The 17,770-nt window shown below is 31.4% G+C and carries 20 protein-coding genes and 1 pseudogene; 16 read left to right on the forward strand and 5 right to left on the reverse strand.

Annotated elements, in window-relative coordinates; translation table 11 throughout:
• Position 1 precedes the first annotated feature (1 nt).
• The 4 genes and pseudogenes from hisH (at position 2) to hisIE (ending at position 2,747) form a co-directional block, all read left to right on the forward strand.
• The gene (gene hisH, locus AMD28_RS14050) at positions 2 to 583 is read left to right on the forward strand and encodes an imidazole glycerol phosphate synthase subunit HisH (RefSeq protein ID WP_055444773.1); all 582 of its coding nucleotides are present in this window, start codon (positions 2 to 4) and stop codon (positions 581 to 583) included.
• Between the two features lie 80 nt (positions 584 to 663).
• Positions 664 to 1,392 (forward strand): 1-(5-phosphoribosyl)-5-[(5-phosphoribosylamino)methylideneamino]imidazole-4-carboxamide isomerase, encoded by a 729-nt coding sequence (gene hisA, locus AMD28_RS14055; protein ID WP_055444774.1) that lies wholly within the window; start codon positions 664 to 666, stop codon positions 1,390 to 1,392.
• 1 nt (position 1,393) lies between these two features.
• A pseudogene (gene hisF / locus AMD28_RS14060) lies at positions 1,394 to 2,148 on the forward strand (imidazole glycerol phosphate synthase subunit HisF).
• Positions 2,148 to 2,747: a bifunctional phosphoribosyl-AMP cyclohydrolase/phosphoribosyl-ATP diphosphatase HisIE gene (gene hisIE / locus AMD28_RS14065; protein WP_055444775.1), complete on the forward strand. Its 600-nt coding sequence runs from the start codon at positions 2,148 to 2,150 to the stop codon at positions 2,745 to 2,747. Before hisF ends, hisIE begins: the two are co-directional and overlap by 1 nt.
• Positions 2,748 to 2,811: 64 nt before the next feature.
• On the opposite strand, the gene AMD28_RS14070 is transcribed toward hisIE, so the two are convergent.
• Complete coding sequence (locus AMD28_RS14070; RefSeq protein WP_055444776.1) at positions 2,812 to 3,228, reverse strand: hypothetical protein; 417 nt, start codon at positions 3,226 to 3,228, stop codon at positions 2,812 to 2,814.
• 99 nt (positions 3,229 to 3,327) lie between these two features.
• Here AMD28_RS14070 and AMD28_RS14075 point away from each other — a divergent pair, with 99 nt between their 5' ends.
• From AMD28_RS14075 to AMD28_RS14110, 8 genes are all read left to right on the forward strand, one after another.
• Positions 3,328 to 4,110 (forward strand): tRNA pseudouridine synthase A, encoded by a 783-nt coding sequence (locus tag AMD28_RS14075; RefSeq protein WP_055444777.1) that lies wholly within the window; start codon positions 3,328 to 3,330, stop codon positions 4,108 to 4,110.
• 32 nt (positions 4,111 to 4,142) lie between these two features.
• Positions 4,143 to 5,228, forward strand: coding sequence for a magnesium/cobalt transporter CorA (corA, locus tag AMD28_RS14080; protein WP_055444778.1), 1,086 nt, complete (start codon positions 4,143 to 4,145; stop codon positions 5,226 to 5,228).
• A gap of 132 nt (positions 5,229 to 5,360) precedes the next feature.
• Positions 5,361 to 5,861 carry a Dps family protein gene (locus AMD28_RS14085; protein WP_055444779.1) on the forward strand — a complete coding sequence of 167 codons (501 nt, stop codon included), beginning with the start codon at positions 5,361 to 5,363 and terminating at the stop codon, positions 5,859 to 5,861.
• 58 nt (positions 5,862 to 5,919) lie between these two features.
• On the forward strand, positions 5,920 to 6,825 hold the full coding sequence (locus tag AMD28_RS14090; protein ID WP_055444780.1) for a mechanosensitive ion channel family protein: 906 nt from the start codon (positions 5,920 to 5,922) through the stop codon (positions 6,823 to 6,825).
• Between the two features lie 65 nt (positions 6,826 to 6,890).
• On the forward strand, positions 6,891 to 7,055 hold the full coding sequence (locus AMD28_RS18400) for a DUF1328 domain-containing protein (protein WP_083478323.1): 165 nt from the start codon (positions 6,891 to 6,893) through the stop codon (positions 7,053 to 7,055).
• Between the two features lie 35 nt (positions 7,056 to 7,090).
• Positions 7,091 to 7,291, forward strand: a complete 201-nt coding sequence (locus tag AMD28_RS14100; RefSeq protein WP_055444782.1) for a hypothetical protein — start codon at positions 7,091 to 7,093, stop codon at positions 7,289 to 7,291.
• A 53-nt stretch (positions 7,292 to 7,344) separates the two neighbouring features.
• Complete coding sequence (locus tag AMD28_RS14105; protein WP_152975619.1) at positions 7,345 to 7,893, forward strand: hypothetical protein; 549 nt, start codon at positions 7,345 to 7,347, stop codon at positions 7,891 to 7,893.
• 113 nt (positions 7,894 to 8,006) lie between these two features.
• Complete coding sequence (locus AMD28_RS14110) at positions 8,007 to 8,684, forward strand: DUF2461 domain-containing protein (RefSeq protein ID WP_055444784.1); 678 nt, start codon at positions 8,007 to 8,009, stop codon at positions 8,682 to 8,684.
• A gap of 22 nt (positions 8,685 to 8,706) precedes the next feature.
• On the opposite strand, the gene AMD28_RS14115 is transcribed toward AMD28_RS14110, so the two are convergent.
• Complete coding sequence (locus tag AMD28_RS14115; protein WP_055444785.1) at positions 8,707 to 9,840, reverse strand: MBL fold metallo-hydrolase; 1,134 nt, start codon at positions 9,838 to 9,840, stop codon at positions 8,707 to 8,709.
• A 126-nt stretch (positions 9,841 to 9,966) separates the two neighbouring features.
• Positions 9,967 to 10,383, reverse strand: coding sequence for a hypothetical protein (locus tag AMD28_RS14120; protein ID WP_055444786.1), 417 nt, complete (start codon positions 10,381 to 10,383; stop codon positions 9,967 to 9,969).
• Between the two features lie 131 nt (positions 10,384 to 10,514).
• Here AMD28_RS14120 and AMD28_RS14125 point away from each other — a divergent pair, with 131 nt between their 5' ends.
• The 3 genes from AMD28_RS14125 (at position 10,515) to AMD28_RS14135 (ending at position 13,274) form a co-directional block, all read left to right on the forward strand.
• Complete coding sequence (locus AMD28_RS14125; protein ID WP_055444787.1) at positions 10,515 to 11,402, forward strand: DUF72 domain-containing protein; 888 nt, start codon at positions 10,515 to 10,517, stop codon at positions 11,400 to 11,402.
• 3 nt (positions 11,403 to 11,405) lie between these two features.
• Positions 11,406 to 11,795, forward strand: a complete 390-nt coding sequence (locus AMD28_RS14130; RefSeq protein WP_055444788.1) for an acyl-CoA thioesterase — start codon at positions 11,406 to 11,408, stop codon at positions 11,793 to 11,795.
• A gap of 117 nt (positions 11,796 to 11,912) precedes the next feature.
• Positions 11,913 to 13,274, forward strand: a complete 1,362-nt coding sequence (locus tag AMD28_RS14135) for a T9SS type A sorting domain-containing protein (protein ID WP_055444789.1) — start codon at positions 11,913 to 11,915, stop codon at positions 13,272 to 13,274.
• Positions 13,275 to 13,276: 2 nt separating this feature from the next.
• Here AMD28_RS14135 and AMD28_RS14140 read toward each other — a convergent pair whose 3' ends face one another.
• Both AMD28_RS14140 and AMD28_RS14145 read right to left on the reverse strand, forming a co-directional pair.
• Entirely contained in the window at positions 13,277 to 14,449 is a 1,173-nt protein-coding gene (locus tag AMD28_RS14140) for a TlpA disulfide reductase family protein (protein ID WP_055444790.1), read from the reverse strand.
• A gap of 28 nt (positions 14,450 to 14,477) precedes the next feature.
• Positions 14,478 to 14,765 (reverse strand): DUF3817 domain-containing protein, encoded by a 288-nt coding sequence (locus AMD28_RS14145; RefSeq protein ID WP_055444791.1) that lies wholly within the window; start codon positions 14,763 to 14,765, stop codon positions 14,478 to 14,480.
• A 97-nt stretch (positions 14,766 to 14,862) separates the two neighbouring features.
• Between AMD28_RS14145 and AMD28_RS14150 the strand changes: the two genes are divergently transcribed.
• Positions 14,863 to 17,730, forward strand: coding sequence for a M16 family metallopeptidase (locus AMD28_RS14150; protein WP_055444792.1), 2,868 nt, complete (start codon positions 14,863 to 14,865; stop codon positions 17,728 to 17,730).
• Positions 17,731 to 17,770: the final 40 nt, after the last annotated feature.

Below are 17,770 nucleotides of genomic sequence, written 5' to 3' on the forward strand. Positions count from 1 at the left end.
AATGAAAATAGTAATTATAGATTACGGGGCAGGAAATATTAAAAGCATTCAGTTTGCTTTTAAACGACTAGGATTGGAAGCGGTTCTGTCGAATAACCCAGAAGAAATAAAAGCAGCAGATAAGATTATTTTCCCAGGAGTAGGAGAAGCGAGTAGTGCAATGAAAATGCTTAGAAAAAGTAAGTTAGATATATTAATCCCGACTCTAACACAGCCTGTTTTAGGGATCTGTTTAGGTATGCAATTACTATGTAAAACGACAGAAGAAGGAAATGCCGAAGGATTAGGGATTTTTGATGTAGATGTAAAACGTTTCAATACCAGTGTAAAAGTGCCACAAATGGGTTGGAATACTATTAGTAATTTAAAATCCGATTTGTTTAAAAACATAAATGATAAAAGCTATATGTATCTTGTACATAGTTTTTATGCAGAAAATTGTAAAGAAAGTATTGCAACAACAGACTATGATGTAGTATATGCTTCCGCATTGCAAAAAGATAACTTTTATGGGGTGCAATTTCACCCAGAAAAAAGTAGTGATGCAGGAGAACAATTATTAAAGAATTTTATAGCATTATAGTGTCCTTCGAGGTTTTAAAACCTTGTAGGTATAAAGAAAAGTTTAATTAAAAGAGATTTCCATTTTCGTGGAAAAGGAATATGAGAATAATACCAGCAATAGATATTATAGACGGAAAATGTGTTCGACTTACTAAAGGCGATTACAACACCAAAAAAATATACAATGAAAACCCTTTAGAGGTTGCCAAACAGTTTGAAGCAGCAGGAATTCAATATTTACATTTAGTAGATTTGGATGGAGCAAAAGCGAAACACATTGTAAACTATAAAGTATTAGAGCAAATAGCTTCTAAAACCAATTTAAAAATTGATTTTGGAGGTGGATTAAAAACAGATGAGGATTTACATATTGCTTTCAATTCTGGCGCAAAACAAATTACAGGAGGAAGTATTGCTGTGCAAGACACGAATACTTTTGATAACTGGATTTCTAAATATGGAGCGCAAAAAATAATACTTGGTGCCGATTGTAGAAATGAAAAGATAGCCATTAGTGGTTGGATGGAAGAAAGCAATTTAGAGGTGATTCCTTTTATACAAGGCTACCAGAAAAAGAACATTCAATATGTTATTTGCACAGATATTGCTAAAGATGGTATGCTGGAAGGTCCTTCTATAGAACTTTATAAAAAGATGCTTGAAAGCTGTTCTGCTAATAATCAAACCATAAAACTAATAGCTTCTGGTGGTGTTACTACTATTGATGATATCAACTTATTGGAAAAAATAGGTTGTGAAGCGGTAATTATTGGTAAAGCTTTATATGAAGGGAATATACGTTTAACCGATTTAGAAACCATCTACTAAAATGCTAGCAAAAAGAATCATTCCTTGTTTAGACATTAAAAATGGACGTACCGTAAAAGGTATTAATTTTGTTGGTTTACGAGATGCTGGAGATCCTGTTTTACTTGCTAAAAAGTATGCGCTTCTTGGTGCAGATGAGTTGGTTTTACTAGACATTTCAGCAACATTAGAAGGTAGAAAAACGATGCTGATTTGGTGCTAAAAGTAGCAGAGCAAGTGAATATTCCGTTTACTGTTGGAGGTGGAATTTCTTCTATTGAAGATGTAGATGCACTTTTAAAATCTGGAGCGGATAAGGTTTCTATAAATTCTTCGGCAATTAAACGCCCAGAATTAATAAATGAATTGGCCAATAAATTCGGAAACCAATGTATTACTGTTGCTATTGATGCAAAACAGGTAGATGGAAATTGGATTGTACACGTTGCGGGTGGAAGTATTCCTACCGAATTAGATTTATTTTCTTGGGCTAAAGAAGCAGAAGAACGTGGTGCCGGAGAAATACTTTTTACATCCATGAATAATGATGGAACTAAAAACGGTTTTGCTAACGAAGCATTAGCTAAACTTTCTACAGAATTAAATATTCCTATAATCGCTTCTGGTGGTGCAGGAAACATGGCGCATTTTGTAGATGCTTTTCATATTGGGAAAGCAGACGCAGCTTTAGCAGCTAGTGTTTTTCATTTTTCTGAAATTGAAATAAAAGATTTAAAACAAGAATTAAAGAATAATAACATAGAAGTGCGATTATAATGGAAATAGATTTCAATAAAAATAACGACGGATTAGTACCTGCAATCATTCAAGATGCAACAACAAAACAAGTATTAATGTTGGGGTATATGAATGCGGAAGCCTTCAGTAAAACAAAAGAAACTAAAAAGGTTACTTTTTTTAGCAGAACCAAAAAACGACTTTGGACCAAAGGAGAAGAGAGTGGTAATTTTCTAAACCTGGTAGATTATAAATTAGACTGCGATAACGATACCTTACTAATTCAGGTAAAACCAGTTGGACCAACCTGTCATAAAGGTACAGATACCTGTTGGGATGAAGAAAATAAAGAAAGTTTCGGTTTTATTTCTAAATTAGAAAGTACAATTGAAAGTAGAGTGAAAGCTGGAGATTCTGAAAAATCGTATGTAGCTTCCCTATTTGCTTCCGGTATTAATAAAGTAGCTCAAAAAGTAGGAGAGGAAGCTGTAGAAGTGGTTATTGAAGCTATGGATAACAACGACGATTTATTTCTAAGCGAGAGTGCCGATTTACTATTTCATTTTTTAATGTTGCTTCAAGCGAAAGGTTATAAATTAGAAGATGTAGTTTCGGTTTTAAAAACTAGAGAAAAATAATAGAATTAAAAAAGGCATCTAAATAATTAGAAGCCTTTTTTGTTTGTTCGTTAATTGGTGGTTTTTATGAAATCCATCCTTTTTTTGTCGCATGTTTCGCAAGTAAAACAAGCGCAATAGACACAATAATAATGATTGGAGTCATTGCATTTGTCATTTTTAAAGAGAACACTACATAAGACATTTGAAGTATAACAGCAATTGCGCCAATTAGAAAAATAATATATGCCCATTTTTTTCTTAATAATAAAGCAATACTACCCAAAGCTCCTGCAAAAACAGCTATTGCAAATGCTGCGGTATACCAAGCAGGCAAATTTTCGTACATAGCAAGTTCGGTTTCTGTTAGTCCTGCACGAGTATCATTGTCCATATATGCTTGCGCTAAATATGCGCCAACTCCTAATAAGTTCCAAATAAGAGCAAATACACTTACAATCCAATACCAAATTGGAGGTTTTGTTTTAGCTGCTTCATTCATAATTTTTAGTTTTAGTTAGTTATTTGTATTACAATTTATAAAAATTTTGTTAGATGTAATAAAATAGGTTACTTGCCGGCTTAAAGAGATTCTTAAAATATGTTTAACAAACGTTACTATTATCTAGTCAAAGTACAATATCTAGGCTATCGTTTTCATGGTTGGCAAAAACAGCCAAAATTGAAAACAGTGCATTTAATGATTGACAGAACTTTTAATTACATTTTAGAAGGCAAGCGTTTTAAAACCTTAGCTTCTGGTAGAACAGATGCTATGGTTTCTGCTAATGCTTCGGCTTTTGAGCTTTTTTTATATGAACCTATTGAAGATCAAGAAGCTTTTCTAGCACTCTTCAACCATAACTTACCTCAAGATATTCGCGCATTATCTATTGAAGAAGTTGATGCGGAATTCAATATTATTCAGCATTCTAAAACAAAAGAATATTTATACCTTTTTACATACGGTGAAAAATGCCATCCTTTTTGTGCGCCAATTTTAACTACCATTTTAGAGGATTTAGATATTGCAGCAATGGAAGAAGGAGCAACCCTATTTCAGGGCACGCATAACTTTAAAACCTACTGTTATAAAGCGACAAACGAAGGTTTATACACTAGAGAAGTTAGTACTTGTGAGCTTGTTGAGAATACGGTATTTAGTGCAAATTTCTTCCCAGAAAAAACATACATGCTTCGTGTAAAAGGAAAAGGATTTGGTAGAAATCAAATTAGATTAATGATGGGAGCACTTATAAAATTAGGAAGAGGAGAAATTACTTTAGATTATATTAGGGCAACATTACTACCAGAAAGTACAGAAGTGATGGACTATATTGCTCCAGCTTCGGGATTAGTATTAAATAACATAGAATTTGAATAAACTTTAGTATTTTTATAGTAATTAAAAACTACATGGCTCAAAAAAACCGCAAAACAACTAAGCGAAAAAAAACGTATAAAACGGTAAATTCAGTTCCTGGAACTGTTTCTTACGTAGGTGAAAAACAATCTATTGAAACTAAAATTGATATTGTAAATTATAATAAAGATGCTTGTGACTTTAGAATTTCTAATAATGTAGAAGATGCTTTTCATTTTAAAGGGCAGGAACATGTTACTTGGATTAATATTAATGGTTTAAACAATACTGCCGAAATTGAAAAATTAGGTCAGCATTATAATCTACACCCTTTAGTTCTTGAAGATATTGTGACTACAAACCAAAGAGCTAAATTAGAGGAGTATGAAGGTTACCTTTTTATTGTTTTTAAAATGCTACACTTTAAAACTGAAGATGAAATAGTTTACGAGCACATGAGTATGGTTATTGGAGAAAACTATGTACTTACTTTTCAAGAAGCAGATGGTGATGTGTTTGATGATTTGAGAGATAGAATTAGAAATGCCAAAGGAAGAGTACGAAATGCCAAAGCAGATTATTTAATGTACACCATTTTAGATGCTGTGGTAGATAATTACTTTACGGTTATTGAAGCCGAAGGGGATAAGATTGAAGATTTAGAAGAAACCCTTTTTATTCAAGAATCTAGCTCTAATACAACCACTACAAGCATTCAAAACCAAAAACGTGAAATACTAAAAATACGAAGAACCGTTTTTCCGTTTCGTGAAGTAGTAAACAAATTGGAAAAATCGGAAATCGATTTTATAGAAGATAAAACCAAAAACTATCTTCGTAATTTATATGATCACATGATACAAGTAAACGAAAGTATCGACTTGTATCGTGAAATGATTTGGGGACTTATGGATCTCTACATGACCAACATTAGTAATAAGATGAACGAGGTCATGAAAGTGCTAACTATTATAGCAACTATATTTATTCCGCTAACATTTATTGCAGGAATCTATGGCATGAATTTTACCAATATGCCAGAGCTTTCTAATCCGTATGGCTATTATATAGTTTGGACAGTAATGATTATTATACTCATAATTATGTTAATTTATTTTAGAAAAAAGAAGTGGCTTTAACATAATTTATGTTAAAATAATCTTAAAACAGTTAAAACCTGTTAAAGGACTTGACAAAAGGGAGATTTCGCATAGTTTATATAGTGTTCGAACAAAACAAACTGTTTAAAACATTAAAACCAAAATATAATTATGAGTTATTTGAATATGCAAGATGAGAAATTATTACCTGTAGTTGTAGAACTAAATACACTACTAGCAGATTACCACATTTATTACCAAAAACTAAGAAATTTTCACTGGAATATTTTAGGAGAAAACTTCTTTGATCTTCACAATAAATTTGAAGAACTATACAAAGATGCACAACTAAAGATTGATGAAATAGCAGAACGTATTCTTACGTTAAGATTTCATCCGATGAGTAAATACAGCAATTATTTAAAAATTTCAGCTGTTGAAGAAGCTAAATCCTTAAAATCGGATACCTATATGGTTTCCGAAATTATTAAAGATCATAAAATAATACTAGCGCAAATGTCTAAAGTTATTCATAAAGCAGAAGATGCTTCAGACGAAGGTACCATAGATCTTATTGGTGCTTACATACGAGATTTAGAAAAAGCAAGCTGGATGTTAGATGCTTGGACCAAAAAGACTTCCGATAAGTTACAGAGTGTTATCGTTGATTAAGTTTTTAGTAGTTACTAAAACAAAATCGATGTATAGAAACACTTAAACTTATTGAAAAATGAAAAACCAATTAGAAACCGCTTTTAATTTATTATCAGAAAAATTACAAGGCTGGCTTAATACCTTTATCGAAATTTTACCAAATTTAGCGATAGCAATTACAGTACTTTTTGCATCTTACTTTACCGCAAAATATGTAAATAAGCTAGTAATAAAACTAGTATCCAAAAAAGTAGAACAAAAATCTATCACAAATATAGTTGCTAGAATTGCAACAGTAATAGTAGTATCTACAGGAATATTTGTAGCCTTAGGCATTTTAAATTTAAGTAAAACATTAACTACGCTAATTACTGGAGCAGGAGTAATAGGTCTTGTTGTTGGTTTAGCTTTACAAGGCACATTGTCTAACACTATTGCAGGTATTATATTATCCTTTAGAAAGAAAATTCAGACAGGAAATTGGGTAGAAACCAATGGTTTTTCTGGGGAAGTAATGGATATTAACCTCAAAGGATTTGTTATAAAGGAAGCAGATAACAATTTAGTTATTATTCCTAATAAAGACATATTAGAAAAACCTTTAAAAAATTATTCGCTGACTACCAGAATGCGTGTCATGTTGGAGTGTGGTGTTGGTTATGAGTCTGATTTAGATCTAGTAGAAGCACTTACCAAACAAACCATTGCAAATACGTTTAGCCAGGTAAAGGAAGCTAACGAAGTAGAATTTTATTACACAGAATTTGGCGGAAGTTCTATAAACTACCTGTGTAGATTCTGGATAGACTCTGAAAATGCTTTAGAAAGACTAAAATCTAAAAGTAAAGCCATTATAGAAATTAAAAAGGCATACGATAAAGAAAATATCAATATTCCTTTTCCTATTAGAACCTTGCAATTTGATAACAAACTATCCTTTGAAAATTCAAATGCACATCAAGAAGAATTCTCTAAGAACTAGAGTAAGAGTATACAAAGATTTCACAAAGTATAGTCTATTACACTAAAATTTTAAAACTTAAAGATATGTTACGTTGGACAATTACATTCATAATAATTGCATTTATTGCTGGAGTATTAGGCTTTAGTGGTATTGCAGGAGCTTCGGCTGGAATAGCCAAAATACTATTCTTCGTATTTATAGTATTATTTATTCTATCTCTTATTAGAGATGTTATAAGAAAAGTATAATAACCAAAATTAATAACCATCAAAACCATAAAATCATGAAAAAAATAATAATTGTATTGGTGCTTATGTTTTCCATTTCAACAGTATTTACAAGCTGTAGAGAAGAAAAGAAAACACCAACTGAAAAAATTGAAGAAGCTGTAGAAAATACAGGGGATGCCATTGAAGATGCTGCAGATGCTGTAGAAGACGAAATGGAAGATGTTAAAGAGGAAATAGAAGATAAAGTGAAGTAATATTTCTGAAGAATATCGAATAAAGTTTAACCATTAAAATTTAAAAAATAAAAATGAAGAATTTAATATATATATTTAGTTTATTAATGTGTGCAGGTATTTATGCACAAAACAATCCGGTTGATGTTTTAGAGGAAACTACTGTAAAAACAGTAAAAGTCAAAGAAGACGGAAAACTTATTGAAAAGAAAGTAAAAGTAAATACGGTACAAAAACAAGAAGTGAAAATCGATCCAAAAGATAGATATAAGCTTAACGGAAACAGAATCGATACCCCTGTAAAAGTGACAAAAACAGTAATGGTAGATAATGATAAAGACCCGCAATATGATACCAAAACAAAAGTTACTTATTACAAATTTAATGACGTGGATTATGCGTTTATTCCAGATGAAAAGGGATTTATCGTTTCTGTAAAAAATGGCGATAAAAAAATGCCTTTTGGAAAAGCAAGATACTCCGCTAGAAATATGAGTTATATTGTTACCACAGATAAATATACTGGTGTTGGGTACTTTGATAAAAATAAAACTTTTGTTATCGAATATTATGATGGTGAAAGTGATGGATTGATTACCAAGGAGTTTAAAATTACTAAGTAGATTTTACGTTAGTCGATAGTCGTTTTTAATTAAACCGACTATAGATTAATAGCATAAAAGCCTCGATTTTTTCGAGGCTTTTTGTATTTTTAAGCTTATTTAATATTTGTATTATGAACGAAACAATACCAAGAGAAACCTTCGACTTTTTTAAACGATTAGAAAAAAATAACAATCGAGAATGGTTTAACGAAAACAAGAAAGAATTTAAAGAAATAGAAGCAGAGGTAAAACAAGTTTATAATCAGTTGTTTAACATGCTTAGTACGCATGATGAGATGGATAAAATGAAGATGTTTCGTGTTTATCGTGACGTGCGTTTTTCTAAAAATAAACTGCCGTATAAAACCCATTTTGGAGGTTCTTTTAGTAGAATAAAACCGCATTTACGAGGTGGTTATTATTTACATATTCAGCCAAATAATGAAAGTTTTATTGCTACCGGATTTTGGGAACCAAACAAAGAAGATTTATTGCGAATTAGAAAAGAATTTGAACAAGACGATTCCGAAATCAGAGAAATAATAAATAATAAAAATTTTAAAGCAATTTGGGGTGAACTTGTTGGAGACGAAGTAAAAACAGCACCGCGAAATTTTGATAAAGAGCACAAAGCCATCGATTTAATCAAGAAAAAACAATTTATTTTTACCAAAAAATATACGGATAAAGAAGTGACTTCTCCAGACTTTTTAAACGATGTGGATAAAGCATTTAAAGTCATCAGACCATATTTTAATTATATGAGTGATGTGCTAACTACAGATTTAAATGGCGTGTCGTTAATATAAATACTAAGCTTCAGCGTTTTGTTTAATAATTGTCCCACCAATTGGTGTAATTATTTATAGTGTCTTTCACTTTAATTACTTCTCCAATTTCGGGAGTAATAACTTCTAGGTTTAGTGTCGCAGCTTTGTTTTTTAAACGTTCAATAGGATCTGTCCAATCGTGTAACGCTAGTTTAAAACCAGCCCAATGAATAGCCATGATTTTTTTTGCTTTCACATCTATTCCTGCTTGGGCAGTTTCTTCTGGCATCATGTGTATGTCTGGCCACATTTCATTGTATTGTCCGCATTCCATTAACGCAAGATCAAAAGGGCCATATTTTTCACCAATTTGGGTGAAATGAGGTGCGTAACCACTATCTCCACTAAAATAGATGTTTTCCGTATTAGATTGTATCACCCAAGAACTCCATAAGGTGCTTTGTGAATTATTAAATTTTCTTCCAGAAAAATGCTGTGCTGGAGTACATACAAAAGTTAGTGCGTCTAATTTTGTTTCTTCCCACCAATCCAATTCGGTTATATTATCTGGGGAAACATGCCATGCTTTTAAATGTGCACCAACACCTAATGGCACATAAAAGCGTTGTGTTTTGTCTTTTATTTTTAATATGGTTTCATAATCTAAATGATCGTAATGGTCATGTGAAAATAGCACCGCATCAATTTGTGGCAGTTTTTCAATGTCTAAAGGGAATTCTTCATTAAATCGATTGCCACCAAGTAGCGTATGTGGTGCGGCTACTTTTCCAAACATGGGATCTAACAAAATGTTTTTACCGTCTATTTGTAATAAAAAAGAGGAATGTCCGAACCAAACCATTCTAGCTTCGCCTTTATAATCGGCTACATTTGTCGAATCTATTTTATTTGCTTTTAAATTTTCTTTAGGCCTTCCGTTTGGTACTTTGGTGGTGAAAAAAGTGTAGGCTAGTTGTATCGTTTCCGAAAAACTTAAATCTTTGGGTACCGCTTTCGTATTGGTGAATTTTCCGTTATTAAACTGTTCCGAATTTTTATAAACGAGTTGTTGCTCTTTAGTAATGTCTCCACCAAAACTAGGGTAGTACGTAGTAAATAAGAAATAGACTATTACTAAAAGACCAATAATACTAAGGATGGTTATTAACATGTGCTTTACAATTTTTTTAAGCATTTTATTTAAATTTCGGACAAAAAGTTGGACACATTAAAATATGCACTGTAATTATTTACAGCGCAAAATTAGTCTAATTATTAAGTTTAATAGAATTTAAAATATAGATAATTATAGCATTTATGCTTAAACAGCAGCGAGTAATTCTGCTTTGTCTAAAAGTTGAATATTACCAATTAATTGGGCTTTAACAATAGACATCATACGTTTGTTTAAAGCGGAAGAGTTTTTTATATAAATAAGATATTCTTCTGTAGTGAATAAACCAATCATCATTCCTTTTAAGGCGTTTCTAAGCTTCATATCTTTTTGCAACGCATTTTCAATATAAAGAATGCGTTTTTCAATAGATAACTCGTAAAAAACGTTCTTATGCTTTTTAGCATAATTTTTAAAAACTTCAATAAATAAAGGGACTTGTAATTTAGCTATTGGTCTAAGTACAAGATTTTGAAAACGTTCGTCGCTGGACATATCATCACTAATAATTATAGAAGCTATTTCCGGACGCGTTTGCTTTAAATTTAAGTCTCTAGTATTCATATCTATAAGTTTTTATTAAAATTAGAGATTTTATAATCCCTAAAATAGCATTGTATTTTTACTTGTTAACCAGTTTATTAACAAGCTATATTTTGGTATCTTTACCTCAAGTTTTTCAATACAAATAAAGCATGAAGTTTGGAAGCGTAGAACATCCAGAATTAATAGATTTCACATTACCTCAAGATCATAAAGACACGCTTAACGTTTTAAATAATGTAAAAGTAAAACAGGATCCAGAGATATTTGTTGGCTGTGCAAAATGGAATAGAGCAGATTTGAAAGGCTTTTATCCAAGAGGTACAAAAGATGAATTAGGGTATTATTCTAGTCAGTTTAATGCCATAGAATTGAATGCTACGTTTTACAGAATTTTTTCTGCGGAACAATTTGCAACTTGGCATGAAAAAACACCAAAGGGATTTAAATTCTTTCCGAAGCTAAACCAAGAAATTAGCCATTGGAAACGTTTAAATGAAGTAGGAGAGGTTGTTAATAATTATCTCAATAACGCGGTTAATCTGAAAGAAAAACTAGGAACTCTCTTTTTGCAAATGCATAGTAATTTTGCGCCAAAAGATTTTAATAAAGTAATCACCTTTGTAGAATCCTGGCCCAAAGAAATTCCTTTAGCAATAGAGTTTAGACATACCAATTGGTATAATGACTCTGCTGTTGCAGAAGATTTGTATGCGCTTTTAGAAGAAAATAATATCTCCAACGTCATTGTAGATACTGCAGGCAGAAGAGATTTAATGCATATGCGATTAACTAATACTACTGCTTTTGTTCGCTATGTTGGCGCAAACCATGAAAGTGATTATACCAGATTAGACGATTGGATTGAAAGGTTAAAAATATGGACCGACCAAGGAGTAAAAGAAATTGATTTTTTTATTCATCAAAATATTGAAAAAGAATCCCCTTTGCTTTCTGCTTATTTTATTGAAAAATTAAACAAAGAATTAAACTGCAATCTAAAAATACCAAATCAGGATTTGCAACAAAAACTATTATAATATATGAGATTTCATACCAGAAAATGGATAAAACCAGAAGATTTAAACCCAAATGCAACTTTATTTGGAGGTAGACTTCTAGAATGGATAGATGAAGAAGCTGCGCTTTATGCAGTAGTACAATTAGAAAACCAACAAGTAGTAACCAAATTTATTACAGAGATAGATTTTAAAAGCTCTGCAAAACAAGGCGATATTATTGAAATAGGAATAGATGCTGTGAAATTTGGTAAGTCTTCACTAACAGTGCGTTGTGAAGTCCGTAATATGATGACAAGAGAAACCATTATTACCATAGAAAAAATAGTAATGGTAAATTTAGATAAAAATGGAAATGCATTGCCTCATAATAAAACAAAAGTAGAATTTGTAGGAGATAGGTTAAGTGATTAGTAATTAAACGAGTAAAAAAACAGAATAACGATAATAAGAGGAAGTTACAGTATTAGTTACCATATTGCGCTTAATAATTGTTAGTACAACACTATCAATACGTTAAGAAAGAAAGATATGCTATTAATCACTTTTCGAAATGTAGTGTTTTCCTATTTTTTTAATATAAAGCTCCATTTATTTTTTGCGCTTGTTTTATTAAATAGTACAAACCTACATTCTCAGACTACTTCAATTCCTGACTCAACTTTTGAGCAAGCTCTAATTTCATTAAATATAGATACCAACGGTTTAAATGGTAACATATTAAATAGTGATGCATCATCTATAACTAGTTTATTTATTGCAAATAAAGGGATTCAGAATCTTTCTGGTATAGAGGCTTTTAAGAATTTAAGGCGTTTATATGCTTACAATAATCATTTAACAACATTAGATTTAGTTTATAATCCATATTTAGAATTTTTAGATGCAGATAATAATAATTTAACGACATTAAATATCGTTTCAAATCAAGCTTTAAGAAGTGTTTATTTAAGTAATAATAATTTGAGCACTTTAGATGTTAGCAATAATTCTCAATTAGAAAACCTGTATTGCAGTCTTAATAATATTAGTGTTTTAGATGTATCTGCAAATGGTAATTTAAAAGACTTAAGATGTTACTTTAATAATCTGTCTAGTGTAAACCTTGCCAGTAATTTAAATTTGGAGGATTTATTTATTTCAGAAAACAACTTAAACACATTGGATATCTCAGCAAATACAGCGTTAAAAACCTTATCCTGTGATAATAATAGCTTAAATGTTATTGATGTTTCTAGTAATACTTCGTTACGCTATTTAAGTTGCTCTAATAACAATTTAAGTACTTTAGACTTAGGTAATAATGACGATTTAAAACATTTGCTTTGTAATAATAACAATATTTCGAGTATCGATTTAAGTAACGCTGATGATTTATTTTTACTATATACGCAAAACAATCAAATTCAAAATTTAGATATTTCTAATAATCCAGATGTGAAGTATATAAATGCAGCGAATAACGTACTAAATAATATTGATATTAGAAATGGAAATAACCATCGTATAAGTCAGTTTATAGTAACAGACAATCAAAGCTTAACTTGTATTTTTGTAGATGATACTTCCGCTAGTTATTTAAGCAATTGGCAAGTAGGAAGTGCTTGTAATTTTGTTGCAGATGAAGGAGAATGTCAAACCTTATCATCTCAAGAAGTTACTGCTCTAGATTTTAGAATGTATCCTAATCCTGCAACAACAGTAGTAAATGTTAATCTAAATGTTCCTACAGCAAAATTAGCATTGTATTCTGTTCGTGGTCAGTTTCTATTTGAAAAAGAAATTACGCTTGGCGAAAACAGTTTAAATGTATCCAGTTTAAGTTCTGGTTTATATATAGCAACGATTAAAACAGAAGGAAATACAATTACTAAAAAGCTAGTAATACAATAGATTTATTCTTTAATTAATTCTTTAATTCTGTTTTCTAAGGTATTACCAGAAATTTTACCACTTGCGATTCTACCTTGTTTGTCTACTAGCATTTTATGTGGTATGGATGAAACACCGTATCTAAAAGCTATTGTTTTATTATTATCTAAAATGTGTGTATTCCAAGTTAAGTTATCTGCTTGAATAGCACCTAACCATTCTGGTTCGCCTTTATCTTCACTAACACTTAAAATTACTAAACCTTGATCTTTGTATTTATTGTGCAATCGCACTAGGTTTGGATTTGTAACTCTGCAAGGAGCACACCAACTAGCCCAAAAATCGACAAGAACAACTTTTCCTTTTAAAGAAGCTAAAGATATCGTTTGCCCGTTTGTATTTGGTCCGCTTAAAGTATAAGCCATAGGTCTATATTCGGTGGCTTTTATACTTTGTTGCGCTTCTTTTTCTTCAAGACTTACAATATTATTATGTATTAATTTAATAGATGGTAAGTTTTTAATAGCGTCGCTTAATGTATCGTGAAGTTTTCTTAAGTTTTCTGTAGAAAAACTATGGTAATTTTCTTGTAGTACAAAAGGAGTAAATTCTGAATCGTTATTTGTTTCAATAAATTCCATAACAAAAGTTATTTTTTCGATTTGCATATTTTCTAAATCGGTATTTAGAATCGAAGTTCTCTTGCTAGCAGTTTGTGGCGATTTATACTTTAGAAATAATTCACGCTCTTTATAATCAAAAGCATCCATTTTAGATTTATAATCCGAATAAACCCTTTGTGTCTCCGAGTTAGAAGAAGTGGAAGAAAGAAATAAGTTTGTATTTAAAAACATATTTATTTCCGAAGCATCGACTAAAAATTTATACATAACATCACTTTCGTCTACCTTAATTGCGTAAAATTCAGGTTGGTTGGATGTACCTTTAAAAGTGAAAGCTTTTTCTTTAATAGAAATAGTATCCATTAAAGTAAGTGTATCGCTTTCTATTTTATAAATATAAGCCGTATTTAAATTGGTGTTAAAAGTAGTTCCTCTAACAATAAATTCGTTTTCTAATAAGGCTTGAGGAGCTTTATTGCTTTTATGAATCTCAATAGATTCTTCTTTTTTACAACTAGATATTACTAGCAATACAAAAGTAATAGCAAGAAAACGAGGGAGTTTTTTTAGCATTTTAAAGTATATTTAATATGCTATATTACTAAATATTTTTCAGATATTTCTTTTCTACATAAAAAGTAGCAAATGGTAATATAGATGCAATGAGCACAATAAACATGGTTTTCTTATTCCATTTGTGCTCCACTCCAAATAGAATTGCCAATATAATATAAGCCACAAATAGCAATCCGTGAGGCATTCCTAATAGTTTTACAAAGTAATCATTACCATTAGGCATACGTTTATATATTGCAGCAGCCATTAATAATAAGTAAGAAACACCTTCAAGTAAAGCGACTAAACGAAAAATATTTTTTAAGGAAAACATAGATTCTATTTTAAGTCTGCAAAGATATTAATTGTTTTAACGTATCTTTAAAAATCAAGTTATTAAATTTAAAGTCTATTAATCAAACCAATTACAAATGAAATTATCTTCACTAACCTTAGTGCTACTTGCACTTACGAGTATTTCTTGTAAAAAAGAACCAGAACCAATTTCGCAAACTACAACCGAATTTAAAATCGATTATGAAAAATTTGTTTTAGATAATGGCCTAGAAGTTATCCTGCACGAAGATCATAGTGATCCTATAGTTGCAGTAGCCACGATGATGCATGTTGGATCTAATCGTGAAAAACCAGGGAAAACAGGATTCGCTCACTTTTTTGAACACATGAGTTTTAACGATTCGGAAAATGTTCCTGTTGGAGCAAACCGAAAAATGATTCCAGAATGGGGTGGAAGTAGAAATGGTGGAACTTGGAGTGATGGAACCGTATACTATGAAGTGGTGCCAAAAGATGCTTTTGAAAAAATTCTGTGGATTGATTCCGATCGTTTTGGTTATATGATTAATACGGTAACCAAAGAAGCATTAGAACGTGAAAAACAAGTAGTGAAAAACGAAAAACGCCAACGTGTTGATAACGCGGCTTATGGCTATACCGATGAAATTATTAGAAAAAACTTGTATCCAGAAGGACACCCATATAGTTGGACCGTTATTGGTGCTTTACCCGATTTACAAGCAGCAACTATAGACGATGTGAAAGCCTTTTACCATCAGTATTACGGAGCAAGCAATGCATCCTTAGTGATTGCTGGAGATATTAATATTGAAGAAACGAAAGCACTTGTAGAAAAATGGTTTGGTGAAATTCCTAGCGGACCAGAAGTACCGCAATTACAAGCAGAACCTGTTGTATTAGAAGAAATAAAGTCTTTGTATTTTGAAGATAACTTTGCGAAGCTTCCAGAATTGCGAATGGTCATTCCAACAGTAGAAGAATACCACCAAGATGTTTACGCATTAGAAATTCTTGGACAACTTCTTAGCGGAAGTAAAAGTGCTCCATTATATAATGTAATAGTAGAAGAACAAAAACTAGCACCAAATATTGGTACCTACCAAGCGAGTAATGAAATCGCAGGAGAATTTATTTTTAGAGTTCGCGCAAATGCAGGAACAGATTTGGATGATGTAAAAACCGCAATTGAAGAAGGTTTAACCAAATTTGAAACGAATGGCGTTAATGAAAATGATTTAAAACGAATTAAAGCAGAATTGGAAACCAATTTATACCAAGGGGTAAGTACTGTTTTAAACAAAGCATTTCAATTAGTACAAGACAATGAGTTTAAAGGAGATCCAGGATTTATTGTAGAAAGTGCGAAATTAACGGAAGCGGTAACTGCTGAAGATGTTATGCGTGTTTACAATGAATACATTAAAGACAAAAACTATGTAATGACCAGCGTGGTACCAAAAGGACAATTAGACCTAGCGGTAACAGATGCAAAAATTGCAACGGTTTGGCTAGAACGAGTACGATATAATGTAGCTAATGAAGAAGTTGGTCAAGGTGCCGAAGCTGTTTATGAAAAAACAGAAACAAAACAAGATAGAAGTGAGCCTGAATTTGGTGAGTTACCATTGTTTAAAGCACCAGTCGTTTGGACAAGCAGCCTTGAAAATGGATTAAGCTTGTTTGGAATAGAAAATAACGAAGTACCTCTAGTACAGTTTGATATTACTATTCCTGGCGGACAGTTACTAGATCCAATTGGAAAAGAAGGTGTATCAAGTTTGTTAAGCGATTTAATGCAGGAAGGAACAGCGGCAAAAACTCCAGCGGAATTAGAAGAAGCTATTGGTTTATTAGGTGCTTCTATAAATATGTATAGCGGAAAAGAAGATTTTCATATCACAGGTTCTTGTTTGACCAAGAATTTTGAAGGCACCATGGCTTTAGTAAAAGAAATGATTCTAGAACCACGTTGGGATGAAAAAGAATTTGAGCGTTTAAAATTAGCTTTAGAAACTAGTTTAAAAGGACGTGAGGCAAATCCAAACGCTATTGCTTCTAATATTTTTAACAAATTAATTTATGGTCATAATCATCGTTTTGGTACACTAGGTTCTGGAACGCTAGAAAGCACGCAAGGGATTACTATGAAAGATTTAAAATCTTATTATAATAACCTTTCGCCTAAAGAGGCTAATTTTCATATTGCAGGAGCTATAACTAAAGAGCAAACAGAAGTTGTGGCTCTAGTATTAAATAGTTGGAATGGCTATAAAATAGCAGTTCCGCATTATAATTTACCAATTAATAATAACAAAGGAAATATCTACTTTATTGATGTTCCCGATGCAAAACAATCCGTGTTACAAATAGGTAAGTTGGCTATATCTGCAAAAGATAAAAATGCGAATAAGTTAGAATTTGCAAACGAGATTTTAGGAGGTGGTTCTAGTGGTAGATTATTTCAAACCTTACGAATTGAAAAAGGATATACCTATGGCGCATACTCTGGTTTTTCAAAAAGTAATGAAGTAGCACCTTTTACAGTTCGATCTAGTGTTAGAGCAAATGCAACATTAAAATCTTTAGAAATTATTAAAGAGATGCTAACCAATTACCAAGCAAGTTTTACAGACAATGAAGTAGCATTAACTAAAAATAAGATTCTAAAAGGAAATACAAGAGCTTTTGAAAGTTTAGGAGCGCAATTATCTGTTTTAAGAAACATAAGTAAATACAATAAACCAGATACGTATATGGTAGACGATCAAGAGGAATTGGTAAACATGACTTTAGACGATTATAAAACCACGATTAGAAATTATTTAAACGAAGAAGAAATGATTTACGTAATTGTAGGAGATAGGAAAACACAAATACGTGAAATTGAAAAATTAGGGAAACCAATTATAGAACTAGATATTTATGGAAATGTTGTAGCATTTGATAGATATGGAAACCTTATAGAAGCACCTGTTTTATAAATAATAAACAAATAGATATAAAAAAAACGCAACCTAAAAG

The sequence above is a fragment of the Lacinutrix himadriensis genome, from assembly GCF_001418105.1.
GTDB lineage: Bacteria > Bacteroidota > Bacteroidia > Flavobacteriales > Flavobacteriaceae > Oceanihabitans > Oceanihabitans himadriense.